The 24,134-nt window shown below is 69.2% G+C and carries 26 protein-coding genes and 2 pseudogenes; 10 read left to right on the forward strand and 18 right to left on the reverse strand.

Features of this window, described 5'->3' with window-relative positions:
- Positions 1–247: 247 nt before the first annotated feature.
- From GQF42_RS00325 to GQF42_RS00340, 4 genes are all read right to left on the reverse strand, one after another.
- Positions 248–532, reverse strand: a complete 285-nt coding sequence (locus GQF42_RS00325; protein WP_158916662.1) for a hypothetical protein — start codon at positions 530–532, stop codon at positions 248–250.
- Positions 529–834 (reverse strand): DUF6247 family protein, encoded by a 306-nt coding sequence (locus GQF42_RS00330; protein ID WP_158929606.1) that lies wholly within the window; start codon positions 832–834, stop codon positions 529–531. Before GQF42_RS00330 ends, GQF42_RS00325 begins: the two co-directional genes overlap by 4 nt.
- Before the next feature lie 77 nt (positions 835–911).
- Positions 912–1,232: a hypothetical protein gene (locus GQF42_RS00335; RefSeq protein ID WP_158916663.1), complete on the reverse strand. Its 321-nt coding sequence runs from the start codon at positions 1,230–1,232 to the stop codon at positions 912–914.
- A gap of 299 nt (positions 1,233–1,531) precedes the next feature.
- The gene (locus GQF42_RS00340) at positions 1,532–2,209 is read right to left on the reverse strand and encodes a MarR family winged helix-turn-helix transcriptional regulator (RefSeq protein ID WP_199272522.1); all 678 of its coding nucleotides are present in this window, start codon (positions 2,207–2,209) and stop codon (positions 1,532–1,534) included.
- A 576-nt stretch (positions 2,210–2,785) separates the two neighbouring features.
- On the opposite strand from GQF42_RS00340, the gene GQF42_RS00345 reads away from it, so the two are divergent.
- A complete protein-coding gene (locus GQF42_RS00345; protein WP_233273138.1) occupies positions 2,786–4,198 on the forward strand; it encodes a chloride channel protein in 1,413 nt (470 codons plus the stop codon).
- A 267-nt stretch (positions 4,199–4,465) separates the two neighbouring features.
- Positions 4,466–5,307 (forward strand): annotated as a pseudogene (locus tag GQF42_RS00350) (molybdopterin-dependent oxidoreductase); the annotation flags it as partial.
- 140 nt (positions 5,308–5,447) lie between these two features.
- Here the strand turns inward: GQF42_RS00350 and GQF42_RS00355 are convergent.
- Together GQF42_RS00355 and GQF42_RS00360 are read right to left on the reverse strand one after the other, a co-directional pair.
- Complete coding sequence (locus tag GQF42_RS00355) at positions 5,448–5,774, reverse strand: plasmid stabilization protein (protein WP_158929608.1); 327 nt, start codon at positions 5,772–5,774, stop codon at positions 5,448–5,450.
- 561 nt (positions 5,775–6,335) lie between these two features.
- Complete coding sequence (locus tag GQF42_RS00360; protein ID WP_158916664.1) at positions 6,336–7,424, reverse strand: glutamate--cysteine ligase 2; 1,089 nt, start codon at positions 7,422–7,424, stop codon at positions 6,336–6,338.
- Between the two features lie 513 nt (positions 7,425–7,937).
- On the opposite strand from GQF42_RS00360, the gene GQF42_RS00365 reads away from it, so the two are divergent.
- Both GQF42_RS00365 and GQF42_RS00370 read left to right on the forward strand, forming a co-directional pair.
- Positions 7,938–9,401 carry an aminotransferase class I/II-fold pyridoxal phosphate-dependent enzyme gene (locus tag GQF42_RS00365; RefSeq protein WP_158916665.1) on the forward strand — a complete coding sequence of 488 codons (1,464 nt, stop codon included), beginning with the start codon at positions 7,938–7,940 and terminating at the stop codon, positions 9,399–9,401.
- 72 nt (positions 9,402–9,473) lie between these two features.
- Complete coding sequence (locus tag GQF42_RS00370) at positions 9,474–10,613, forward strand: AI-2E family transporter (protein ID WP_233273139.1); 1,140 nt, start codon at positions 9,474–9,476, stop codon at positions 10,611–10,613.
- Between the two features lie 535 nt (positions 10,614–11,148).
- Here GQF42_RS00370 and GQF42_RS00375 read toward each other — a convergent pair.
- Positions 11,149–12,009: a SigB/SigF/SigG family RNA polymerase sigma factor gene (locus GQF42_RS00375; RefSeq protein WP_158916667.1), complete on the reverse strand. Its 861-nt coding sequence runs from the start codon at positions 12,007–12,009 to the stop codon at positions 11,149–11,151.
- 214 nt (positions 12,010–12,223) lie between these two features.
- Positions 12,224–12,484 carry a DUF5133 domain-containing protein gene (locus tag GQF42_RS00380; RefSeq protein ID WP_233273140.1) on the reverse strand — a complete coding sequence of 87 codons (261 nt, stop codon included), beginning with the start codon at positions 12,482–12,484 and terminating at the stop codon, positions 12,224–12,226.
- Between the two features lie 171 nt (positions 12,485–12,655).
- On the opposite strand from GQF42_RS00380, the gene GQF42_RS00385 reads away from it, so the two are divergent.
- Positions 12,656–12,988 (forward strand): ANTAR domain-containing protein, encoded by a 333-nt coding sequence (locus tag GQF42_RS00385; protein ID WP_233273141.1) that lies wholly within the window; start codon positions 12,656–12,658, stop codon positions 12,986–12,988.
- 65 nt (positions 12,989–13,053) lie between these two features.
- On the opposite strand, the gene GQF42_RS00390 is transcribed toward GQF42_RS00385, so the two are convergent.
- Together GQF42_RS00390 and GQF42_RS00395 are read right to left on the reverse strand one after the other, a co-directional pair.
- Positions 13,054–13,602 carry a hypothetical protein gene (locus tag GQF42_RS00390; protein ID WP_158916671.1) on the reverse strand — a complete coding sequence of 183 codons (549 nt, stop codon included), beginning with the start codon at positions 13,600–13,602 and terminating at the stop codon, positions 13,054–13,056.
- Between the two features lie 481 nt (positions 13,603–14,083).
- On the reverse strand, positions 14,084–14,668 hold the full coding sequence (locus tag GQF42_RS00395; protein WP_158916673.1) for a hypothetical protein: 585 nt from the start codon (positions 14,666–14,668) through the stop codon (positions 14,084–14,086).
- A gap of 89 nt (positions 14,669–14,757) precedes the next feature.
- On the opposite strand from GQF42_RS00395, the gene GQF42_RS00400 reads away from it, so the two are divergent.
- Entirely contained in the window at positions 14,758–15,213 is a 456-nt protein-coding gene (locus GQF42_RS00400) for a hypothetical protein (RefSeq protein WP_158916675.1), read from the forward strand.
- Positions 15,214–15,440: 227 nt separating this feature from the next.
- Here the strand turns inward: GQF42_RS00400 and ltrA are convergent, their stop codons facing one another.
- Together ltrA and GQF42_RS00415 are read right to left on the reverse strand one after the other, a co-directional pair.
- Positions 15,441–16,700 carry a group II intron reverse transcriptase/maturase gene (ltrA, locus tag GQF42_RS00405; protein WP_158916677.1) on the reverse strand — a complete coding sequence of 420 codons (1,260 nt, stop codon included), beginning with the start codon at positions 16,698–16,700 and terminating at the stop codon, positions 15,441–15,443.
- Positions 16,701–17,515: 815 nt separating this feature from the next.
- Positions 17,516–17,734, reverse strand: coding sequence for a hypothetical protein (locus GQF42_RS00415; protein ID WP_158916679.1), 219 nt, complete (start codon positions 17,732–17,734; stop codon positions 17,516–17,518).
- A gap of 101 nt (positions 17,735–17,835) precedes the next feature.
- Between GQF42_RS00415 and GQF42_RS00420 the strand changes: the two genes are divergently transcribed.
- The gene (locus GQF42_RS00420) at positions 17,836–18,102 is read left to right on the forward strand and encodes a hypothetical protein (RefSeq protein WP_158916681.1); all 267 of its coding nucleotides are present in this window, start codon (positions 17,836–17,838) and stop codon (positions 18,100–18,102) included.
- A gap of 33 nt (positions 18,103–18,135) precedes the next feature.
- Here GQF42_RS00420 and GQF42_RS00425 read toward each other — a convergent pair whose 3' ends face one another.
- Entirely contained in the window at positions 18,136–18,336 is a 201-nt protein-coding gene (locus GQF42_RS00425) for a hypothetical protein (protein WP_158916683.1), read from the reverse strand.
- Complete coding sequence (locus tag GQF42_RS00430; RefSeq protein ID WP_233273142.1) at positions 18,333–18,551, reverse strand: LexA family protein; 219 nt, start codon at positions 18,549–18,551, stop codon at positions 18,333–18,335. Before GQF42_RS00430 ends, GQF42_RS00425 begins: the two co-directional genes overlap by 4 nt.
- A gap of 106 nt (positions 18,552–18,657) precedes the next feature.
- Here GQF42_RS00430 and GQF42_RS00435 point away from each other — a divergent pair, with 106 nt between their 5' ends.
- Positions 18,658–18,981 carry a DUF6233 domain-containing protein gene (locus GQF42_RS00435; RefSeq protein ID WP_158929616.1) on the forward strand — a complete coding sequence of 108 codons (324 nt, stop codon included), beginning with the start codon at positions 18,658–18,660 and terminating at the stop codon, positions 18,979–18,981.
- 11 nt (positions 18,982–18,992) lie between these two features.
- On the opposite strand, the gene ku is transcribed toward GQF42_RS00435, so the two are convergent.
- Positions 18,993–19,916, reverse strand: a complete 924-nt coding sequence (gene ku / locus GQF42_RS00440; RefSeq protein WP_158916686.1) for a non-homologous end joining protein Ku — start codon at positions 19,914–19,916, stop codon at positions 18,993–18,995.
- A 95-nt stretch (positions 19,917–20,011) separates the two neighbouring features.
- Here ku and GQF42_RS00445 point away from each other — a divergent pair, with 95 nt between their 5' ends.
- Positions 20,012–20,233, forward strand: coding sequence for a hypothetical protein (locus tag GQF42_RS00445; protein ID WP_158916688.1), 222 nt, complete (start codon positions 20,012–20,014; stop codon positions 20,231–20,233).
- A 90-nt stretch (positions 20,234–20,323) separates the two neighbouring features.
- On the opposite strand, the pseudogene GQF42_RS45325 reads toward GQF42_RS00445, so the two are convergent.
- A pseudogene (locus tag GQF42_RS45325) lies at positions 20,324–20,621 on the reverse strand (hypothetical protein).
- A gap of 92 nt (positions 20,622–20,713) precedes the next feature.
- Positions 20,714–21,217, reverse strand: coding sequence for a hypothetical protein (locus tag GQF42_RS00455; RefSeq protein ID WP_199272523.1), 504 nt, complete (start codon positions 21,215–21,217; stop codon positions 20,714–20,716).
- 163 nt (positions 21,218–21,380) lie between these two features.
- On the opposite strand from GQF42_RS00455, the gene GQF42_RS00460 reads away from it, so the two are divergent.
- On the forward strand, positions 21,381–22,700 hold the full coding sequence (locus tag GQF42_RS00460; RefSeq protein WP_158916690.1) for a hypothetical protein: 1,320 nt from the start codon (positions 21,381–21,383) through the stop codon (positions 22,698–22,700).
- On the opposite strand, the gene GQF42_RS00465 is transcribed toward GQF42_RS00460, so the two are convergent.
- A protein-coding gene (locus GQF42_RS00465) for an IS3 family transposase (RefSeq protein ID WP_407699472.1) occupies positions 22,695–24,103 on the reverse strand; the annotation gives its coding sequence in 2 pieces (ribosomal slippage) (positions 22,695–23,737 and positions 23,737–24,103; 1,410 coding nt in all). The two genes, GQF42_RS00460 and GQF42_RS00465, sit on opposite strands and share 6 nt — an antisense overlap.
- Positions 24,104–24,134 lie beyond the last annotated feature (31 nt).

Consider the following 24,134-nt stretch of genomic DNA (forward strand, 5'->3'; position numbering starts at 1 on the left):
ACCCTCACCGGGGGCGGCATCAGCCCGGCAGGCGATCCGCCGGGTATGCGAGACGGCGGACGCGTTGCCGGCAGACCCTCCACCATGTCAGCGATCAAGTGCCCGGAGTGCCGGCGTGAGGTCCAGCTCGGTGCCGAACGGCCCCGCGGCAGCTGGTGACTACCGGTTGCCGCCCGGGTGGCAACCGGTGGATACGGCCGTGGCTACGATCGGAAACGCCGTGACCCCGGCAGTTGCGATGCCGGGGTCAGGGCGCCTGTACCGGTGACTGTCCGAGCCAGGTGATGGTGAGAACGGAGAGGCGGCGAAGTGGCCGGTTCACCCAGTAGGTGAGGGAGAGCTGGCCGACGGAGGCGTGGCGGACGTCCTCGCCCTCGGGGTCCTCCGCGTTCCACTGCCGAAAGCCCCACGGGTCGGCGGCGGCGGCGTCCAGGACGTCCCACACCATGTCTTCGACGTGCTCGGGCAGGGTGTCGAGGGACTTCGCGGCCGGGGCGGAGAAGCGGACCGCGTACGGCTGCTGTTCGGTCACCGGCGCCGCCCGCGGAGCTGCGCCATGTCGATGAACTCGCTGTCGTCGTAGCCGGAGGCGACGAACGCGTCGACCGCCGGGGCGGAGGCGAGGCGGCCCTGCCAGTCCTGGACGACCTCGTACAGCCCGCCGAGGGAGAACGTGCGCCGTGATTCGTCGAGCGCGGCCACCCACTCCCGCTCGAAGGCCGGCACCCAGGTGTCGGCGCGCCGGTCGGCGCGCAGCTGGGCGAGGAGTTCGGCCGGCGCCCCGGGCGCGGGGGCGTACGGCGTGACGGGGGCGTGGTCGGGCTGCGCGCTCATCTGGTCCTCCCGGCGGGTCATCCCCTCACGGTACGCGCGCCGGGTGGCCGTGGATGCAGGCATGGACGGATCCCCTCCTACCGGGTGCGCAGGGTGCGGGCGACGGCCTGGGCGTGCTCGCGCAGTGGCAGGTCCTGCTTGTCCCAGTTGGCGGCCACGTAGTTGAGGAGTTCGGTTGTGGCGCGCTCAGAGTCGCTCGGGTCGCTGGCGAGCAGCCTGTCGGCGGCGAGGGCGACGTCGAAGGCCGGGGTGGACAGGTCTTGCGGGGCGATGGCGTTGTCGCGGTCGATGTCCAGGACCAGGAGGTGGCGCACCTGGTTGCGGGTCTGGATGGTGATGGTGTCCTCGCGCGGCGAGTCCGCGTCCGCGGTGACGAAGCCGGGGTGGTTGAGGATCACCGCGGCGATGGCCTCGGTGACACCGGCTCGGGCAGCAGGTCGTTGTCGGTGGGCGCCGCGTCCTTGAAGGTCAGCGTGTAGTTCATCCCGGCCTCGGTGGTGAACCTCGCCGCCGGGGTCGGCGTCTGCGGCCTCGAAGTGCGGGCTGCGGCGCGGCGCGCACCCCTGCCGGGTGCTGGGGCCGACGGGTACGGCGGCCCGTGTCCCCGCCCGCCCAAGGCGCCGGCCCAGGCCCACCGCAGTCGCCGATCCGGGGCCGCCCCAGCCGCCGGCCGCGGGATGTGGCTACGGCGCCGGGTTCAGGGGATCGTCGAGCACGCCTGCCAGGCGGCCCGCCTCGTCGGTCGGGGCGAGGCCGGGTCGAGGCCGCCGGCCGCCGTCGCCAGCGCGGTGAGGGCCGGGACCAGGCCGGCGCGCTGGGGTGCGGGCAGGCGCTCGACCAGGGCCCGGATCTCCGCGCGGCGGTGGCGGAGAACGCGCTCCACCAGATCCTCACCGGCACCGGTCAGCCGGAGCACGACCTCGCGGCGGTTGTCCGGGTTGACCCGCCGGTCGGTCAGACCGAGGCCCTCCAGGCGTTCGGCCATGCGCAGTGCGGTGGACGGGGTGACGCCCAGGGTCGCGGCCATGGCGGCCAGCTTGATCGGGCCGCAGGTGTGCAGGGCGACCAGGGAGCGCAGTTGAGGAAGGGTCAGCGCAACGTCGACGGAGGCGAGGGCGCGGGCGGAGAGGGCGACGATCAGCCGCGAGGCCGCCATCACGGCGACGGTGACCTCCTCCGCCTCCCGGTCCAGTGCCTCCTCCGACAGACCCAGCGGGCCCCGGCCCCGCCCCCGGGCCTGCCCCGCGGCCCCCGGCACCGGGTCCCGCCCCGGACTCCCGTGCTCCGGCGTCCGCTCCGGGTTTCCCCGCTCCGCAGCCCGCCCGCGCGGCCCCGGTTCCGGGGTCCGCCGTGGGCCGGCGTCCTGCTGGGCCATGGCTCCTCGTTCCTCTGATGCTGTCCACGATCCGTCCCTCACCCGCCCGCACCGGGGCAGCCGCGCCCCGACCCCGGTGACGAGCCGACGACACCTCACACCGCTCACCACTCAGCGCTCACCAACCACCCTCACTCACCACGTTCTTTCGCGCGGGCAGCGTCGCCCGCGCGCCGCCCCTGCCGCCGTAGCCACAGCCATACGCGACCCGGAGCCACCATGCCCACCTCTGCCCCGCCCCCGCCCGCCACCGACCCGCCCTGAAGATCCCGCACCTGGGCGACTTCCACGTACCCCCGCGCGTCGTGTTCATCTCGGCGCTCGCCATACCCATAGGCGTCGTCGCCGCGCTCGTGGCGACGGGGCTGCTGAAGCTGATCGCGCTCATCACCAACCTGGCCTAATCCGGGATTAGTAGTGGTGGCTCCGTGGACGCCGAGCTGATGCCTGTGCCCGACCAAGCCTTGATGCTCTCTGATAGATCGAGCACGGTTCGGCGTCCTCGTGGCCACCTCCACAGCACGGATGTTGGTGCTCGTCGGTGCTAGGCGAACGCCTGTACCTGGCCGGGCCTTGATGCCTGGAGAAAGATCGGCGCCGTCCAGCGGCGGTGCCGTCGGCTCGCTGCTGGCCCAGTTCCTCAAGGTCACCACGGACGAGCGCAAGGCCCTGCTGGTGGCCGGTTCCGCCGCCGGCATGGCCGCGACCTTCAACGCGCCGCTCGCCTCCATCCTGCTCGCGGTCGAGCTGCTGCTCTTCGAATGGCGGCCGCGCTCCTACCTGCCCGTCGCCGTCGCCGCCGTGACCGCCACCCTGGTTCGCGGTCCGCTGCTCGGCACCAAGCCCCTCTTCGCCGGCGCGCACGTGCCGGACCACATCGACCTGTCCGCGTACGGGCTGTGTGTCGTCGCGGGCGCCGCGGCCGGACTGCTCGCGCTGGGCGCCACCGCCCTCGTGTACCTCTCCGAGGACCTGTTCGCCAGGCTGCGCGTCCACTGGATGTGGTGGCCCGCGATCGGTGGTGTGATCATCGGCCTCGGCGGGCTCGTCGAGCCGCGTGCGCTGGGTGTGGGGTACGACGTCATCGGCGCGCTGCTGACCGGGCACGCCACGACCGGGCTGATCGTCGGCATCCTGGTCGTGAAGACCCTGATCTGGGGACTGTCGCTGGGCTCGGGCACCTCCGGCGGTGTTCTCGCGCCCATGTTCATGGTGGGCGGCGCGCTCGGCGCGGCCGAGGCCCTGGTCTTCCCGCACGTCAGCCCCGGCTTCTGGGCCCTGGTGTCGCTGGCGGGTGTGCTCGGCGGTGTCATGCGCTCCCCGCTCACCGGCATCGTCTTCTGCCTGGAGCTCACCCACGAGGTCAACGCCCTGATCCCGATGGTGATCACCGCGTCGGCCGCCTATCTGCTGTCGGTGGTGCTGCTGAAGCGCTCGGTGCTCACCGAGAAGCTCGCCCGGCGCGGCATGCACCTCACCCGCGAGTACTCCGTGGACCCGCTGGAGGTACATCTCGTACGGCAGTTGGAGACGCCCGTCGGCGTCACGTTCGCCGCCGGCCGCGCCGCCGGCGAGGTCACCGCCGAACTGCGCGCCGCGCACGAGGCGGGCGACCCCGAGGGGCTGCTCGCGCAGCGGCTGTACCCGGTCCTGGACGCGGACGGCGCTCTCGCCGGAGTCGTCACGCGCGGCACGCTCGTCCACGCCGACCCGGCCGACGCCACCCCGCTCGGCGAGCTGGCCCGGCCCGCGGTCACCGCGCACCCCGACGAGACCCTGCGCACGCTCGCCAACCGCATGGCCGAACGCGAGGTCACCCGGCTGCTGGTGGTCACCCGCGAGCCGGAGCCCCGCCTGGAGGGCATCGTCAGCCTGCGCCATCTGCTGGCCGCGCGCCGCATCGACCTGCACGAGGAGCACCACGCCGAGCGGGTCCTGACCCTGCGCACCCGGCGCCGCGACCCGGCCCCTGCAGCGGCCACCAGCTGACGTCGGACCATCGGCTGGAAGCCCGCCACCAGCCGAAACTCGGCCACGAATGAAGATGGGCGAGGCAACTATTGCAAAGGGCAAGAAAAGGTCCCATCCAATCCGCATCAACCCTGCATAGTCAAACGATTCCGCAGCGCAACACTGACTCGCGCTGAAGGAAGCGGAACATCCGGCTTCGGAAGGAGTGAGCACGGTGGGACGGCGCAGTGCCCGGCGGGAAGCGGAACGGGTGGCGGCTCTCGCCGCCGAGCAGCTTCTGCGGGCCGGCGGGATACTGCGGCCACCCCGGACGGCAGAGCCGTCTTCCGCACCGATCAGGGCGTCAACGACGCGCCCTCCCGGGAGCGTTGGGCGCACGACAAAATCGTGCGCTCGACGCACGGGGTGAACTGCACCGGCTCGTGCTCGTGGAAGGTCTACGTCAAGGACGGCCTGATCACCTGGGAGACCCAGGAGACGGACTATCCCTCGACGGGACCCGACCGGCCCGAGTACGAGCCGCGGGGCTGCCCGCGCGGCGCCTCGTTCTCCTGGTACACCTACTCCCCCACCCGCGTGCGGTACCCCCATGTGCGCGGCGTGCTGCTGGAGTTGTACCGCGAGGCCCGCGCCCGGCTCGGCGATCCCGTGGCCGCGTGGGCGGAGGTCACCTCCGATCCGGTGAAGCGGCGGCGCTACCAGTCGGCGCGCGGCAAGGGCGGCCTGGTGCGGGTGGGTTGGCAGGAGGCGCTGGAGATCGCGGCCGCCGCGCACGTCCACACCATCGCCGTCCACGGGCCCGACCGGGTCGCCGGGTTCTCCCCGATCCCGGCGATGTCGATGGCCTCGCACGCGGTCGGCGCCCGGTTCATGTCCTGATCGGGGCGCCGATGCTGTCGTTCTACGACTGGTACGCCGACCTTCCCGTCGCCTCGCCGCAGATCTTCGGCGACCAGACGGACGTGCCCGAGTCCGGGGACTGGTGGGACGCCGCGTATCTGATGCTGTGGGGCTCCAACGTCCCGGTGACCCGCACCCCGGACGCGCACTGGATGACCGAGGCCCGCTACCGAGGGCAGAAGGTCGTGGTGGTCTCGCCCGACTACGCGGACGCGACCAAGTTCGCGGTCCACCTTTCGCTCGGTGTTGTTTCCAGGCTGGGCCATCGCCCAGCCCACATGGATTCCCCTCGATGGACGGTGCGCGGCCGTGCGCGCACTCCACCGCGGCCGACGCATATCGGCGCCGCCTGCCCGGGAACCGTCCCTCAGCGGCCGAGGGCGTTCTCCAGCTGCCGCTTGGTCATCGAGGAGCGGCCCTGGATATGGCGTTTCTTCGCTTCTTCGTACAGCTGGTCCCTGGTGGGCCCTTTGGCGCCGCTGTGCGAGCGCTGCCCACCGCGCTGCGACGCGGACTTGGGATCCCGGGTGGAGGCCTTGCCGGCGGACTGCGACTCGCCCGACCTGGCGCGCTCCTTGTTGACCGACCGGGCAGCGATCTCCTTGGCCCGCTTGGGCGACTCGCCACGGTCTTGGGCGCTCTTCTTGATGTGCTCGTACTGCCGCTCCCGCTTGGGGCTCGATCCCGCAGGCATCTACTGTCCTTTCCTAGAGTGATCGCTCCCACTCTCGGGGTGAAGCGAGCACACAGCCACGGCTGGAGGTCCGTTCGGGGCCCCGGGTTCCCTCGAGGGGCCGGTCACCGCATGCGGCAGGCCAGAGAAACTCCGGCCGTACGGCGCCGTCGTTGCCGGCAGGGGGAATCCTCGCCCTGAGACGCTGTGATTGTTGTGTGTCGAAGGCAGCTGTGTGACATGCGGCCTTCCCATTCGGCACGGCCGCACCGAATCAGCTCCTGCAGGCGGGACTGGCCGGCCGAGCGCGCCGGGCAGCCGCAGCCCTGGCCGACCGTCACGAGTACGACCGCATCCGCCCCGGAGCCGACCGCCCGGGCCCGGCCCGACCGAACGCGACACCGCATCCGCGCAGGCGCGGGCCAGACTCTGAGCGGTAAGGCCGTGGCACGCGCCGCCTCGAGCAGTGGCCCGCAGATCAAGCCCGGAGCATCAGAGCCAGTCGTACCTCGGGCCGGATCACCGCCCGAGGCAGCACCCGATCATCCTCCCTTGCCGTGGCCGCCTGTTGGCCCGAGTCGCTCACCCCTGGGTGTGCTGTACGCACTCGATGACGACGTCGCGGAGGCTGCCGGTACGCTCCAGTAGTCGCCGCTGCTCGCGGGCTCCGTTGCCGCGGCGCAGCAGCTTGCCCACGGCCTCTTCGACGCAGGTCGCGTCCCCGCTGTCGGTCAACGCGTCCCCGATGTGCTCCAGCAGTTTGCTCAGCACGTCGGCGGGGGTCCTGGGCCGCATCGTCGTCGGGTCGAGCAGGTCGTGGTCCAGGCCGGACCGGGCGGCCTGCCAGGCGGCGAGCTTGAACAGGCTGACACTGTGGTCGAGCGGGGGGCGCCCCGCCCGCCAGTCTCGTGCGGCCGTCTCGACCAGAGCACGGGCCAGCGAGGCAAGGAGTACGGCGGTGTCCGCGCGCAGGCACACGTCGGCCACGCGGATCTCCACCGTCGGGTAGCGCGCGGACAGACGGGCATCGAAGTACACCATTGCCTCGTCCAGGATGACCCCGGTGGCCACCATGTCGGCCACCCGCCGGTGGTATTGCTCGGCCGAGCGGAACAGCTCCGTCGGCCCAGCCGACGGCCAGCGTGCCCATACGCGGTTGCGGTAGCTGGCGTAGCCGGTGTCCCGGCCCTGCCAGAACGGTGAGTTGGTGCTCAGCGCACTGAGCACTGCGAGCCATGGACGCAGCCGGTCGAGCACGGCGACGCCCTCCTCGTCGGACTCCACCGACACATGCACATGGCAACCGCACACCAGTTGCTCCTGAGTGGCGATCCCGTACTGTTCGGCCATCCGTTGATAGCGCTCGTTCGCGCTGATCGAGGGGCTGACCGGTAGCGGGGAGGTGGCGAGGGCCGCGACCGTGCACCCGGTCTCACTGGCGTGCCGTGCCGCCTCCTTGCGGCAGCGCATGATCTCGGCCCCGAGGTCCGCCATGTTCGACTGCGGATGCGTGGCGAACTCCAGCATCTGCCTGTACAGCTCTTTTTCGAAGACATCCTGTCCAGGATCGTCCCGGTCGGCATGGGCGAGGACGGCGGCCGACAATGCCTTCGGCTGTCCGGTGTCCGGATCAACCAGCAGCAGCTCCTCCTCCACTCCGACGGTGCGCACCCGGTGCCACCCTCCTGTCCGTGCCGCTCAGGACCGTCCCGTATCCGGGAGCCGTCGCGGCTCTGTACCCGACTGCCCCCGTCAGAGCCGCCGACACCTGACAAGGCCGACCATCCGACAAGGCCGACCATCGACTGACAGGCAAGATCCAACACGATGACGGCTGCCACAGCACTGCACTGCCGAGCCACCTGCGTAGCCCTGCCTACGAGACCGGACCCGGCAACAACGTAACGGTGCTCCGCCCGACCGCGGCGCGTCTGCGCGCCTTGATCCCCCGGCCCCGGAACCCGACCCGGGTACTGCTCCTGGGCTCCCTCCGTCGGCGCGCCGTGCCACCTCCTGCCGGCCGGATCCCTTCGTACCGCACCACGATGCCCCTCAGCTCCGCCCCTCTTCCCACCTCGCCGCGTATTCCACTCGCACGGGACCCCACACCCGCGTTTCCGGGTTTGACAGGCGGAGCGAGTGCAACACGGTCAGTACGGCCCCGCCCAGCACAGGAGGAAGGCCATGGATCACTCTCGCGCACCCGTACTGGAGGCCTTGCAGGAGTTCCGACGCCGCGGTGACGTGGTGTTCGGGCCGCCGGGACACAAGCAGGGGCGCGGCACCGATCCACGGGTCGCCGAGGTGCTCGGCCTGGACGTCTTCCGTTCCGACGTGCTGACCCTCAACGGGCTGGACGACCGCCGCCAATCACAAGGGCTGTTGGAGCAGGCACAGGCCCTGATGGCGGACGCCGTCGGTGCCGAGCATGCCTTCTTCTCGACTTGCGGCAGCTCCCTGTCCGTGAAGACCGCCATGCTCTCGGTCGCCGGCCCCGGCGAGAAGCTGCTGCTGTCCCGCAACGCGCACAAGGCGGTCATTGCCGCCGTGATCATCAACGGTGTGGAGCCGATCTGGGTGCATCCTAAGTTCGACACCGCACGTCACCTGGCACACCCGCCTGAGCCCGACGACGTACGGCAGCAGCTGCACGAGCACCCGGACGCCAAGGGCATGCTGCTGATCACCCCCACCGACTGGGGTACCTGCGCCGACATCCGAGGAGTGGCCGACGCCTGCCACGCCGTCGACGTCCCGCTCATCGTGGACGAGGCCTGGGGCGCCCACCTGCCCTTCCATCCAGACCTGCCCACCTGGGGCATGGACGCCGACGCGGACCTGGTCGTCACCAGTGTGCACAAGATGGGCGGCGCCATCGAGCAGAGCTCGGTCTTCCACCTCCAGCACGACCGTGTGGCCCCCGAGGCGCTCAAGCAGCGAGAGGACCTGCTCGGGACCACCAGTGCCTCCTCCCTGGTCTACGGCGCCCTTGACGGTTGGCGGCGTCAGATGGTTGAGCATGGCCGTGACCTGCTGGACACCGCCCTGCACCGCGCCAAACGGATCCGAGGCGTGCTGCAGGAGCTGCCCGGCTTGCGAGTCATGGACGGGGAGGTGATCAACGAGGGACTGACCGCCGAGTTCGACCCGATGAAGATCGTCATCGACGTACGGGACCTCGGCGTCAGCGGCATGCAGGCGACCGAATGGCTGCGGACCCACTGCCACGTCGACATGGGCGGCTCCGACACCTGCAGGATCAGCGCCTCCATCACCCACGCGGACAACGAGGAGACCGAGAAGGTCCTGGTGGAGGCCTTGCGCACTCTCGTGGAGAGCGCCGATTCGATCGAGCGGCAGCCCCAGGTGCACCTGCCCGGGCCCGGCGTACTGGAACTGGAGCAGGCCGTTCTGCCCCGCGAGGCCTTCTTCGCCCCTACCGAACAGGTGTCCGCCGACAGCGCGGTCGGCAGGATCGCCGCCGAGATGATCAGCCCCTATCCGCCCGGCGTGCCCGTGGTCGCGCCTGGCGAGGTGATCACGGAGGATGTGCTCGACTTTCTGCACAGCGGCGTGGCCCACGGCTTTTTGATCACAGACGCGGCGGACCCGTCGCTGCAGACTCTGCGCGTCATGGAACGCCACTGACGAGCCCGTCACGACGCCACGCCGCGCGGTGGTGTTCAGATTGTCACAGCCATGAAGCCGTGGGAGCTGCGCATGAGCTCGAAGGAACACGGACCCGGCGGCGAGTCCGCCAGGTCCAGCGCCCCTCGGTCACCGAGCGAGTCCGTAACCCCGGATGACGCGCGGTTCGGTCACCTGGGCATGTCCCGGCGTGGCGGAGCATGGTTCCGGATCGGCTTCTGGCTGGGACTGGGCGCGACCGTCGCCTGGCTGGCGGCACAGACCGTTCTGCAGATCAGCCAGTTGCTGACGCTGATGCTGCTCGCCCTGTTCGTCGCGATCGGCCTGGAGCCGGTCGTGGCGTGGCTGACCCGGCACCGTCTGCGCCGCGGCGTCGCGGTGGCAGCCGTCGTCTTCGGCCTCCTCGTGTTCCTGGCGGGATTTGTCGCGCTCATCGTCCCTCCCGTCACCCAGGAAGTGGACGCACTGGTCAAAGCGGTACCCAGCTGGCTGCAACAACTGCACGACCACAACTCCACGCTCGGCAAGCTGGAGGACCACTACCACATCGTCGCCACCGTCAAGCAGAAGCTCACTTCAGGCAGTGCCACGAGCGTGCTCGGCGGAGTGCTGGGCGCGGGCAGGATCGTGCTGAGCGCCGTGACCTCGCTGGTCGTCGTCGTGGTCGTCACCCTTTACCTGATGGTCGGCTTTCCGGTGATCAAACAGTTCTGCTTCCGCTTCATCGCGGCGAGCAGGCGCGAGGGCGTGCGCACGATCACTGACGAAATCCTCATCCGCACCGGCAGGTTTCTGCTCGGCAACGTGGCCACATCTGCGATCGCCGGACTCGCCACCTGGGCCTGGTGCTGGGGCCTGGGCGTGCCCTACCCGGCGGCGCTGGGCATCTTCGTCGCGTTCATGGATCTCATCCCCATCGTCGGCTCGACCATCGGGGGCGTCGTCGTCAGCTTGGTCGCCCTGGTCGTCTCGCTCCCCGTGGCGGGCGCGACGGCCGGATTCTACGTCGCCTTCCGTCTGGCCGAGGACTACTTGATCATGCCGAGAGCGATGAAGTACGCGGTGGACGTCCACCCGATCGTCACCGTCGTTGGCGTGCTCGTCGGCGGCGCCCTCCTGGGCATCATCGGCGCCCTCGTGGCAATCCCCGTGGCAGTGGCCATCGGAATCGTGCTGGAGGAATACGTCTTCGCGCGAGCGGACGCCTCCTGACCCGCCGTGTGCGGGCTGCTGCCGGAACCACCGAGCCCGCTGCCCCGCAGGATGACGATGTCCTGGGGCAGCACCGAAAGTCACCCATGCGCTCAGGCCGCCACTCCCGGCTCCTGCCGCCGGCCGGCATGACTCGAGGCCTGCTCGGCCATGCTCGGCCTCGCACCGTACCGCGACGACGCCGAGCGCGGGGCCACCGGACGTGCCGGTGGCCCCGCCTCGTTCTGGCCGGATGCCCAGCATGCGTTGCCCCAGCGCCTGCCAGTCTTCGGGTGCATCCCGACGATCCGGCACGCTTCGTCGTTGCTCAAGCCGTGCTTCATGAGCTGGGTATGCGGCTCGCGCAGCAGAGAGCTTCACGGGGCTCTTCAAGGGGCTCCGCACCGTCCGAATCTCGAAGTCCATCGCATCCCCGGAACTGGGGTGTTGCAACGATCACTCGAACGGAAGGTACACGCCCCGGCCCTCGGCCTTATGTGAAGCCGCGAGGCGACATCAGCATCCGGACCACTCCCCGGTGCGCGGGCAGTTGGTGTCATGCCGCGAGGCGACTGACGGACCTCTCCGTCAGGGCTTCGGCGCGGATGCGGGCGCAGCTGCGGCTGATGAGGCGGGAGACGTGCATCTGGGAGATGCCGAACCGGTCGGCGATCCGGCTCTGCGTCGCGTCCTCGAAGAAGCGCATGTAGAGGATGGCCCGCTCCCGTTCGGGCAGTCGGCGCAGTCCGGCCTTGGCTGCCTCTCGGTCCACCACGAGGTCGTACGAGGCGTCGGGGGCGCCGAGGGTGTCGGCGAGGCTGTAGGCCTCGTCACCGGCGGACAGTTCGGCATCCAGCGACAGGGTGCTGAAGCTCTCCATCGCTTCCAGGCCCGCATTCACCTCCTCCTCGGTGAGGCCGGCGTGCGCGGCGATGGCAGCGACGGTGGGCTCGGTGACGCCCGGCTGCTGGGCGAGTTCCCGGCGAGAGATGCGCACCCGGTTGCGTAGTTCCTGCACCCTGCGGGGGACCCGCAGGGCCCACATCCGGTCGCGGAAGTGCCGCCTTATCTCACCGGTGATGGTCGGCACGGCGTAGCTCTCGAAAGCCCCTCGGGACGGGTCGAACCGGTCCACGGCCTTCACCAGCCCGAGGGCGGCCACCTGACGCAGGTCCTCCACGGACTCCCCTCGGTCACGGAAGCGTCCGGCGATCCGGTGGGCCATGGGCAGCCAGGCGGCGACGAGTTCGCCGCGCACCGCGTCCCGCTCCGGGCCGTCGTCCACTTCCACGAGCAGGGTGAACAGATCGGCGGTGTCAGGGGCGTCGTCGTGGCTGCGTCGGCTGGTGGGTGAGGCGGTGGCGGCAGGCCCGCTTCCGGGCGTAGCGGGGCGGGGCGTCGACGTGTCGGTCAGCATACGGATTCGCTCCTGAACGGGTTTTCAGGGCGGTCCCGAAGACGGCGTTCGTTTCAGGGGCCGACCCGAACAGTGGCTGTCAGGGTCTGCCGCAGAGGAGCCACCGAGGCTGCCGGTCAGTGCCGGCCCTCGACCTTCCTCCGCTGGCATGCGCCTCCGGTCCGAAGCACGAAAGCCCGCCTGCCCTTCGATCCGGCAGGCAAACGCGGCCTCTTCATCCTGACGGGTGAAGAGGCTGCCGCCGTGCCAGGGAGTCGGCCAGCTGCCGTCGGGCCACGAACAGCGCTGCGTCCAGTTGACGAGTGCCGGTGACGACGCACAGCGTGTACGTCGCATCCCCGAGCTTGCGGGCGGTCTCCGCGCTACCGCCGCCCTGTGCCAGGCTCCGCCTGAGGCTTTCGTACCGCTCGACCAGCTCCCGCAGGAGCGACGGATCCGCCATCACCACGGTGACCGCCTCCGTCCCGGCCCGCACCGGATCTGCCTCCTTGCTCCCACGGTCGCAGGCCTCCGTCACCGCCGCACCCCGGACTCGCACGAAACCCGGGCACCCCGTCCATACAGGGGCCGGGAACGCATGACGGCAGTCCGGTAGGTAACAGCCTGTCCCATGGTGCACGGCTGTGCTGAGGGTGAGAATGGCCCGGTGGCACAGGATTCCGATCCGTCCGGCGAGGAGGCAGACCGCATCTTCGAGCTGGAGGAAGAGGTCGACCAGCTCAAGGAAGCGGTCACCTCGCACCAGGTCGCGGACCAGGCGATCGGCATGGTCGTCGTCCTGGGCCGGGTCTCGCCGGACCAGGTGTGGGAGGTGCTGAAGGAGGTCTCCCAGCACACGAACATAAAACTGCGCAACGTCGCGGACCTGATCCTCATCTGGGGCCGCATGGGGCAGATGCCCGCAGACATCCGGGCCGAACTGGAAGACGCCCTCGACCGCCACGGCCCGACAGAAATCCCCGGGACGCCCCAGGAATGAACGGGTCCTGGACCGAGCTCCACGGCGGCCTGTTGGGGCGACGAGCTTCGAAACACGGCCAGGCCTCACCGGCTCACCCAGATTTCCGGACCGCCGCCATGCCACTCGATGACATCACAGTCGGCCACATCCACCTCGTCGCCGCACTCGACTCCGGCACCCTGCAGCAGCGCCTGGTGCAGCGGGACGCCCCACTCGCGCATCAGCTCCCGGCGCTCGCGGGTCAGCAGTCCGTACGCCTGGCCACCGACGGCCAGGGCAGAGGCCGTGCCGATCCCGCCCGTCTCCAGCACGGCGAGCGTCGCCTCCCAGTTCTCCCACAGCCCCTGCGCCTTGTACACGGTGGTGTCGGGGTGACGGCCGATCAGGTAGGCGCCCTCGGTAGCCGCCCCGAGCCACGACAGGCGGGCTGCGATACGCCGCCACCCGGGCTTGTAGGAGCGGCGCGGGACACGGCCCTCGACCTTCGGCAACACGCGGGTGTCCGGGCGCCAGAACGTGGCGTCGGTGCGTTTCACCCCGTCCAGGTCCCGGCTGGCCAGCATGCGGCCGATGCCGAACATCAGGGATTCGGCGGTTTCCTCCACCTGCTTGTCGAACTTCGTCTGCGCCATGGCCGTCCAACGCCCTTCGTGCTGGGTGTGCGGAGGCGCGACGGTGCCGTCGGATGCGGGCACCTCCGCGCTCAGCGACGACGCTAAAACGATCTACCTGTGGACAGATTCCCGTGACCGTACACACGTCGTCAGGAGCGACTGGCTCCACCTTCGGCTCCCCGACCAGCCCGTCCCGCGGGCTGCAGCCCTCGATCCGTGCAGCACAGTCCGGCTTTGCGGAACGGCGTGTTGGCCGAGGCCAGTTGGGTGCGCTCAGCAATCTGCAGCGGTCAAAAGCTGCCGACGAAAAACTTTGGCGCGGTGTGTGACATTCACGCTTCTGCCCTGCACATGACTCCGTACAACCAGCTGGTGAGGTGACCGGCCCTCGCGTGCTTGAGCGCGGACGGGCTGCATGGCCACTGTGCAGCCCGTCATCGGACACCGGGTCCGAACCGGCAAGGCCGCTGGGGCCCTCACGACGCGACCGGCGTCAGGACTACCTCGTGCTGAAGCCGACCATGTCGAGATCTCCGGGAACGCGACTTTCGTGGCGGGCGATGGCCTCGACAACGCCGTCGACAGACACGCGGTGATCCCGGGTGAGGTGGCCGCCCGCACACCTGAGGGTCGCGAGGCCGACGTCGAGGTCGGTACTCAAATAGTGGCCGGTGCGGGCCCGGCAGCGGCGGCACTCCAGGGAGATACGAGTGAGGCCGCCGTCGAAGACGAGCCAGACCGTGCCGGCAAAGGACAGGCCCTGGCGACCGTACCTTCCCATGCCGTCCAGGTCCTCGCGGGCGGCGGTGAGGGCCAGGACCACGGCGCCGGTGTCCTCGGCCGGTGCGGGCATGCTGGTGGTGTAGGGAGCGAGGTGGGTACCGCCCAGGTCGATATCGCCGGCGCGTGCCAGGGCGGCTCCCGAGGCCATGTCCACGGAGATCGCGAGCCACCAGGCCTCCGCGTCGTGCACGATGCGAGGCTCGGTCCCGTCAGTCCCGTCCCCGCCCGGCAGGATACGGACGTGGCCGGCCCAGCCCAGGAGCGCGGCGACCCGCTCCGCGATGTCCTGAGCCGACGTCACCACGAGTCCGTCACGGCCGCGTCAAGGTTGCCGAGTAGCTGGTCGCGGCGGGCGGCCGCCATCACGGACACGCGGTCCCTGATGGCCGGGTGCGGGCAGCCGCGATCAGCGGCGTCCCGGACATGATGCTCAACAACCGTCCGCGCAGCCGTCTGTACGGCCGACCACTGCGGTGCACCGTACGCGGCAAGCAGTTGCGCGCGCTCACCGCTGCCCAGTTCGTCGGCGGGGCAGGACTGGAGCGCGGACAGTGCATGGTCGTGGAGCGTGGTGAGCAGGCTGGTCTGTCCGGCGGGCGACGTGAGGGGCAGGGCTGCAACCTACGGGCCAGTCACCCCAGCGTCGGCCGCGAGTGCGTGCACCGCGGCCGCCAGGAGCACCGCCGTCTCCCGGGCGGCCGACTGCGGCTCCCCGTCGCCCTGCGGCAGGTGCCACCCGACCAGCTCTCCGGCGGCCGACAGGCAGCACTCCCACGTCGTACGTGGCAGGCGCGGGCTCGTCAGGGCGCGACCGCACCCCACACAGCTCAGACACGGTCACCCTGAAAGTGGGCCGACGGAGCCCGGGAGGGGCAGCATTCTCCAGGCCAGGCCGGGTGTACCCGATCGGCCGGTGGCCCCGAGAGCCGGGCTGCCGTGAGGGCCGTCTAGGATCCGGCCGTGGCCGAGGTCCCCGATGAGTTGATCGAGTAGCCGAGGGGGATCTCACCCCTCGGCTCTCACGGAACCGTGCGTAAAAGTCTCCCGTTACACGGCTCTTGTCGTTCTGACCATCAGATCAAGCAGGCGACAGCGGTCAGGCGCCAATGCGCGAACATGCGTGGGTACCGCTGCGCGATCTCCCCGAGCTTCGCGAGCGCTTTGCGGTAGCCTGCGAGCCGTTTGTACTTCCGGCGGATCCAACGCACCAGGTAGGCGTTGATGCGCATCAGGAAGGCGATCAGCTCCCACGGGCGGAATCGTCCGTAGTAGTTGATCCAGCCCCCGACCACAGGGTTGATCCTGCGGGCGAGGTCTGTGAAGGAACTTCCGGTGTGGATGTGCAGTTGCCACGAACGCACTTCCCGACCGATCCGGGTCAGGGCCTGCCTGCTGATGGCCGGCTCGAACGACAGGAACTGCTTGCCGTGCCGATTCCGGTTCTTCCTGGGCCGGAACGTGTACCCGAGGAACGTGAACGACGTGTGCTCATAGGAGCCGCGCCGGTACGAGTCCTTGCAGTAGACGATCCGGGTCTTGTCCGGGTGCAGCTGCAACCCGACCTCGACCAACCTGTCCCTGAGCGAGGCCAGCACCTGCCGGGCCTGGCGCTCGGTGACGCAGTGCAGTACCGCGTCGTCCGCATAGCGCTCGAACCAGATGCCCGGGAACTCCCGTGCCATCCAGGCGTCGAACGCGTAGTGCAGGAACAGGTTCGCCAGGACGGGAGACACCGGGGCCCCTTGCGGGGTCCCGCGGTCCCGTTCCAGCAGGGAGCCGTCGGGCATGACGAGCGGGGCGGTGAGCCACCGGCGCACGTACAACTTCACCCATACGGCATCAGTGTGAGCCTCCACCGCCTTGACCAGCAGGTCCCAGGGCACGCTGTCGAAGAACTTGGCGATGTCGAACTCCACCACCCAGTCCCGCTTCCAGCAACGCTCCCGGCACCTTTCCACCGCATCCAAGGCAGACCGTCCAGGCCGGTATCCGTAGCTGTCCGGGTGGAAAACAGTCTCCACCCTTCTCACTAGATGCCGGGAAACCACGGTCTGAGCCACACGATCGGCGACAGTGGGAATGCCGAGCATTCTCGTGCCACCTCCATGCGGCTTGGGGATCTCCACCGCGCGCACCGGTGGCGGAAAGTATGAGCCCGACGACATGCGATTCCAGACCTTGTAGAGGTTGCTCCTCAGGTCCTTCTCGAATTCGTCGATGCTCTGCCCATCCACGCCGGATGCGCCCCTATTTGCCTTGACTTCCTCCCATGCCTCCTTGACTTCCCACTTCGAAATATCAAACGGCTTGACCTGAGACTTCAACTGGTCCATCGCACTCCTCCCGGGCTCTCGCCCGGTTGATGTGATCAACTCAGCCACGAACGACCCGGCCCCTTCGCTCCACCCCCATTACAGGGGCTTCATCACTACTACGGACCGGTCTGCCAGCAGGCGCCGCATCGGTACTCGACCCCTTACGGTGTCCGCCGCTTGGGGCACTCCCTCTCCCCCGACCTGCGTCAGGGCGTATCAGCGCCTGCCTTCTCCTGTTCCATGCGAGAGCCGCAGACCGGACTCACGTCGCCTCCATGCCGGACACCACCTGGCCAATAGACGGGCACCCGCCAGGCTCATCCCGGAACTCATGATCCGCCCCGGTTTTGATGTCGTCTGGTTCCATTTCGACACGTCAGCAGCGATTCACTTGCGTTCGTCTTTCCGGTCCCCACCTGACGCCTCCTACGGCGCCTTTTCCTCATCGCTCACCACGACAGTCTTCAGCTAACGCAGCATGAGGCAGTTTGAAGCCTCCCCCCGCAGGGCGGCTTCGAAGGGCCACAAATCCTTCATCTCTCACACAGCACCATTTCCGGAAACTGCTCCTACATCCAACTTCCTTCCATGTTCAGGACACACATCACGCTGGAACTTCTGCCGAGGAAGAGCGCGCGAAACTCGCAGGCCTCGACGGTGACGAGTACGACGCGCAGTGGCGCCGCTGGCGCGAGGCGACCGTGGCCGTGCAGGCAGCCGTCACCGCATACGCCAAGGAGTCCGGGGAGAGCCGGCATGAGGTGGAGCAGGCCGTGAAGCGTGCGGTCCGGCACGCCGAGGAGGATCCGGCCGAGTAGTCGGCGGCCGCGCGGTCAGCGTGTCGTCAGGCGGTACTCGTCGACGGGCGGCGCCCCCGGCTCAAGGGTGGCGGCCATGGGTTCAACGTCGCGGTGCACGACCGCGGCCGTGCCGTTCAGCAGCTGCGGCTGGAAGTGCCTCAAGACCCGGCGTGGGGCGGGGCCCAGCTCGTAGCAGTGCCGGTCGAGCTGCTTGCGTGCGCGGTCGCGGCTCGGGTACGGGCGGTGGGCCATGGCGTCGCCTCCTTGATCTTCGTCAGGATGGCAGACGTTCACGGTTCCTCGGGCCAGGTCGTCAACGCGCCGCCTGAAAGGGGCATGCCTACGCTGGGGGTGTGGGCGTGCGGATGTCGTGGGCGTGGGAGGTGGACGGGATGGCGGGCGCCGATTTCGCGACCGTCGACGATGCCGCCACGGCCATGGCCGAGAGCGTGGAACTGGCGGCCAGCCACTTCGGGACGGACCGGCAGCGAGAAGTGGTCCGGTCGTGCGTGCTCCCCATGGGTGCCCGTATGCGTACCGAGGGAGCCCGTACCCTCGCGGACGGCCACGGGTGGTTCTGTGAGTGTGAGGGCCTGTACGTGCGAATGAACCCCGAGTAAGGATGACGGGCCGCCTCGCCCTGAGCGGCAGGGTCAGTCCGCCTCTGGCCACTCTGCCAACGTCTCGCTGGTCTCCTCGTCGGTGAGGGTGACCTGCGGGTCCGGCATGCTGCTGTACTCCCGGGCCCACGTGTCGAAGTTCCGACGCCCGGTTTTCTCCTCATGCCACCAGCCGTGCTGTACCGGCCGGCCGCCGGTGGCGAGCAGGAGGCGGTAGCGGCCGGCGCGCGTCACCTGAGCCGGATCCCGCGCCAGCGGTGAGGGTTGCGGACGATGGCGCCCTTCGCTGCCAGCTCGGCCAGCCGGTAGTGCACGGATGCCCGGGAACGCATGCCGACCGCCTCGCCGATCTCCGCCATGGTCGGTGCTTCCCCGCGGTCGGCGATGGCTTGCCGGATGTGGCGGAGGATGCGCTCCTGGGTGTCGGTGAGGTGGTCTACGCGGTGCATACTGAGATTAGAGCGCATGTTCGATTTTCTGGGCAAGGCGAGACACGCCAGCGCAGCGCAGAGGAAAACCCAAGTGCACGACGATCACCCGCCGACCCGCCTCGACATGCTGCGGTTCGCCCGCCGCGTCGTCGAGCAGCAGACCGCGCGGCAGCTGGCCCTGATCGACCGGTGGATCGCCGACGAGGAACGGCGGGAGCGCGAGCGCCGGCAAGGCGAGCAGAGCCGGCCGCCGGAGCCGGATTGGCTGATCCAGTACGGGCTCAACCGCAGCAACGTCGACGCCGTGCACACCGGCAGCTGCTGGACGGCGGCCACGAGCGGGCGGTGCCGGCCGGCGACCCGGCAGCAGGCACTCGACGCGCTACGGCGCGAGGTGCCGGCATGCCCCCACTGCCGGCCGGACACCGCACTCGGCATCCTGGACTAGCGTCGGAGCAGTCAGGCGCTGCGCGGGCGGCGACCTGTCGACTTCTTGGCGGTCGTCTTCTTCGCCGCGGTCTTCTTGGCCAGCTGCTTTTTCGCGGGCGCCTTCTTCTTCGGCTCCGGCAGCTCGTGCACTTCGGCCGGACCGGTCTTCTCACCCCGGGACGCCTTGGCCTGCTGCACGGAGGCGTTCAGCGCGGCCATGAGGTCGAGGACCTGGGCCGGCTGCTCCGGTTCGGGCACCTTGGGGAGCGGCTGCTCCTCCCGCTTAGCCTCGATGATCTGGCCGAGCGCCTCGGTGTACCGGTCGGTGAACTCCTCGCCCTCAAGGGCGTCGACCGTCATGGTGTCCATCAGGGCGAGCGCGCCCTCGATCTCCTCCTCCGACACTTCCGTCGGCGCGGGGAGCAGCTCGGTGGGATCGCGAATTTCATCTGGCCACAGCAATTCCTGAAGAACCATGGCGTCGCCGCGTACGCGGAGCACGCCCAGCCTCTCCCGGCCGCTCCATGCATACTTCGCGATGGCCACCCGGCGAGAGCGGCGCAACGCTTCGACCAGGAGCTTGTACGGCTTCGCAGCCACCTGCCCGCCGGCGGCCAGGTAGTACCCGGCGCCCATGCGGATCGGGTCGATGTCCTCCAACGGCACGAAGGCGTCGATCTCGATGGCCTTCGCCGTCGGCAGCGGCAGGTTGCTCAGTTCCTCGTCCGTGATCGGGATGAGCCGGTCCCGGGTCAGTTCGTACCCCTTGCCGATCTCGGACTGGTCGACCTCGCGGTCCTCCAGCTCGCACACCTTCCGGTAGCGGACCCGGCCCATGTCCTCGAGGTGGTACTGGTGGAAACGGATCGAGTGGTCCTCGGTCGCGCTCACCACATTGATCGGCACGGTCACCAGGCCAAAGCTGATGGCTCCTGACCATATGGTTCGGGGCATCGGTAAACCTCCGTGATAGCCCCGAGCACCATCAGACTACGGACGGTGCTGGTGTCCCGCATGCGCGCTCCCGGCGCGCGTCGCACCCTGGCAGCATGACCGAGATCCCGCAGGTCGTCGTCTACCCGCCGGCCGACGACGGCGGCAGACGCGTCCGCGTCGGCAGCCGGTTCGTGGGCATGGCCTACACGCTGTACGACATCGTCGAGTTCCTGAACCGGACCGGCTCACAAGACGTCGATCCGGAGGACGTGGCGAGCGCGGACTGGGTGGAGTGGCGGGGCTCCGGGCCTGACGTGTGGGCGCCGCCGGGGTAATGGAGGGCAAGTTCACGAGATGGCAAGGACGTTCAGGCCAGACGCGGAGTTCCGGTGGGAGAAGCCCGGTGCCGTGGTGAAGCGCCGTAGTCAGGGTGTGTCGCCGAAGTAGTAGAAGCGGCAGCTGATACCCGGGCCCGGGGTGCGGGGCTCGCCGGGACGCGGGTCGTACAGGGCGCGGCCGCCCGGGCCACCGTGACAGCTCGGTGGACAGGGCCACGCCGTCGTCGACTTCCTCCGGCCGCCACCCGGTGATGTCCAGCAGCAGCCCGTCCAGCGGACCGCCGACCAGTGCGGCGTACGTCCGGTGCGGACGCGGGCCCGGGTTGGGGTCGTCGTGCTCCGCGCCGTAGACCCGGCCGTTCAGCAGCTGCTCATCGCCGTTCATCCGACCAAGCTTTGCAGCCGCCACCGACAACGCGGGCTTGCCCAGCATCGCCTGGGCTTGCCCGCGTGGTCGGTCGCCGCGGCTTGCCCGGGTCAGGTGCGGAAGCGGGAGAGCCAGCCGCCGGCCTTCTGCGCGGCAGCCTGTTCCAGGCGGGTGGTGAAGCGGCCGTCGGGCAGTTTCCGCAGCCATCCGCGATCAACGAGTCTGACCAGTCTCCCGCGCAGCGGTTCCAGCTTGGCCCGCACGGTGACGTCGACTCCCAGCATCTCGCCGACCTGCCGGGCCATGACCGGTCCGGCGGCCTGCCGCACGGCGGCGAAAATGTGCTGGTAGTCCGGCGGGAGCATGGTCTCCTCCATGCCCGGCGTGCGGTGCGGGATCAGCATCACCGCCCGGCCACCCACCTGCCCCGGTGTCGGCGCGGCCTTGGCGCGCTCGTCAGCGAGTTGCTCGCTCACCCGCTCAAGGACCCGCTCGGCGACAGCGAGCTCGTCCCGCTCGGCCCGCACCTCCGCCAGCTGCTTGGCCAACTGTTCTTCGATTTCATCCAGTTCCGCGCACCGCGCGGTGATCCGTTCCAGCAGCTCGGGATCCATGCACCAGATCGTAGATGGCCGTGCGGCACCAACGAGCAGGAACCAGCGAACCGTCAGGCTCGGTCAGACGATCTACTGCCCTGTCTCAATTTCACCTTGCTCCCAAGATCACAACCGAACCACCATGATCACGTCAATTGCGTAACTGAGGAAATGAGGTCTTGTGAAGGACGCCGACAGAAGCCGCAGCCGGGCGGCGACAGCCATCCCCGTCGCGGCACTGGCCCTCTCCCTCCCCTTCATCGCTTCCCCCGCCGCGGGCGCGTCGCCCCAACAGCCCGGCAGCGCAGTGGCAAAGGCAGCACCCGCCGCCGGGAAGGGCCGCCCTGTCACGGATCCGCGCATCATCGCGCTCGAGAAGAAGCAGGAAGTGCTCGACAAGGTCGCCGGGCAGATCACTGAAGGGCTCTCCGAATCGGACCGGGCCAGGATTCCCGGCTTCACCGAGATCGAAGTCGACCCCGACCACAACAGCCTGCGCCTGCACTGGAAGGGCTCCCTGCCGCAGCGTGTGCAGCGCGTCCTTGCTCACCTGCCCAAGGGCGTGACTGCTTCGGTCCTTCCGGCGCGCTACTCCAAGGCCGATCTGCACGCGGCCCGCAACAAGCTCCTGCTCGGCGGGAAGCCCGTGAATCTGCGCGTGGCTGGCGTATCGACCCCCATCCGCATCAACAGCATCGGCGGGGCCGTGGGCGGAAGCGGCCTCGACATTACGTATGCCGATGCCCCCGGCCCCAACTTGGCCGCCGCGAGGGATCCCCTCGCACCGGCTGCCCGCAAGGACCGTTCGCGCGAAGTCAAAGCCCTCACCGACCGGCTGACAGGCATCAACACCACTGCGAGCTACAAGGCCCCGCCCGCAGAGGTCACAACTCCCACTGCCCCGGCCAGGCGTCCTGCCCCAGCAAGCCCCAACGTGGGGGTGACCAACAGGCAGCACGACGCCGCACCCTGGACCGGAGGTTCCGGGCTGAAGAATCCCACCGGCGGTATCTGCTCCAGTGGCTTCGGCGTCAAGAACTACAAGGGGGTGAACATGCTGACCACCGCCGCCCACTGCAACGGGAACGACGGCCTTTGGCGAACTTACCTGGGTGGTGACGCCGTCGGCTCAAGTGACGGCCTCGCGATCTCCATGACCGATGACGTCCAGGGAATCGACCTGCCGAAGCCACAGCTCAGCGGCGCCCTGTACGACGGGACAGCGATGCGGTCCGACTACTACGCGAAACCGGTCAACGGCTGGGGCCACAACAACGTCGGTGACTACGTGTGCGAGGACGGCGCCAACGGCGGTGTCCACTGCAACGTACAGATCTCCAAGACCGACGTCGGAGTCACGGGCGAGAACGGCGTGTACCGGCCGATCACTGATCTCGCCTACGCCACCTCACTGACATCGGACGGCATCGCAGGAGTCAACGGCGACAGCGGCGCCCCCGCGGTAGCTGTCAAGTCAAATGAAACGAATGTGCGGCTATGAACTGTGTTGCTGTGGTTCGCGTCGTCGGGCGGGGTCGTTGATCCACGCCTGTTGGGGAATCTTCGGCGGCACCGGCCGGCTGTTGAAGCGTTCGGGGTGCTGCTCGTAGGCGGTGATGAGGGTGGCCGCCCGTTGCTCGCGGACGAGTTCGGCGGTGCCGAAGTGGACACTGGCGGGGGTGTGGTAGCCGATCCCGGAATGCCGGTGGACGTGGTTGTAGTGCGAGATGAACGCCTCCATCCACTCCCGTGCGTGGGTGAGGGAATCGAAGCGTTCTGGGTAGTCGGGCTGGTATTTCGTGGTGCGGAACTGGCTCTCGCTGAACGGGTTGTCGTTGCTGACTCTGGGCCTGGAGTGGCTGCGGGTCACGCCGAGATCGAGGAGCATCTGGGAGACTTGCTTGCTGGTCATCGAGGTGCCGCGGTCGGCGTGCACGGTGTGCGGCACGATGCCGTTGCGGTCGATCGCCTCACGGATCAACTCCTCGGCACGGGCGGCGGATTCGGCCGCCTCGACGGTGTGGCCGACAACGTAGCGGGAGTAGATGTCCAGGATCACGTACCCGTGAAACCAGACGCCCTTCGCCGGACCCGCCAGATGCGTGATGTCCCAACTCCACACCTCGGATGGGCCGTCGGCCACGAGCTCGGGGACCGTGCGGGGCGGGTGGGTGGCCTGACGGCGGCGTTCACCGTCTTGCCCGGCCTCCTTCAGGATCCGGTACATGGTGCGCTCGGAACAGTGGTAGCGGCCCTCGTCCAGCTCACGTGCGTAGATCTGCGCGGGCGGCAGGTCCACGTATTCGGGCCGGTTCATCAACGCCAGCACGGCCTGCCGCTCGGCCGGTGTCAGGGCGTTGACCGGCGCGGGACGTGGGGCTCTGGGCCTGGCCGGGAGGGGGTTCAGCCGCCGGTGGTGGGTGGCTCGGGAACGGCCGGTCAGGCGGCACGCGGCCACGATGCCCACGTGCGGGGCCAGGCGATCGACGGCCTCGTGGAGAAGCGGCTCCAGGGCGTCCTTCAGTCCGCGCTCTTGGAGAGTGCTTCCAAGAGCGCGTGTGTTTTTCCCAGCACCTCCAGTGCGGCGTCCCGCTTCGCGACCTCCTTCTCCAGCCGCTCCACCTGCCGCCGAAGCTTGTCGTTCTCCGCCTCGGCGGGGTGCTTCTTCGGCCGTGCGGGGCTGGTGCGGTGGTCGGTCAGCCTCTCCAGCGCGCCGGCGTCCCTGGCCTGGCGCCACTCGATGATGTGGGAGTGGTACAGCCGCTCCCGGCGCAGGACCGCGCCTTTGTCCCCGGTGGGGGCCGCGTCGTATTCGGCGACGATGCGCAGCTTGTACTCGGGGGTGAAACGGCGGCGCTTCGGCTTTGGCGCGGGATCTTGCCCGGAGGGCTTGGTGCTGGTCATGCGGGAGGTGCTCCTGTCGTACCCGCCCACA

This window comes from Streptomyces broussonetiae, from assembly GCF_009796285.1.
Taxonomy (GTDB): Bacteria; Actinomycetota; Actinomycetes; order Streptomycetales; family Streptomycetaceae; genus Streptomyces; species Streptomyces broussonetiae.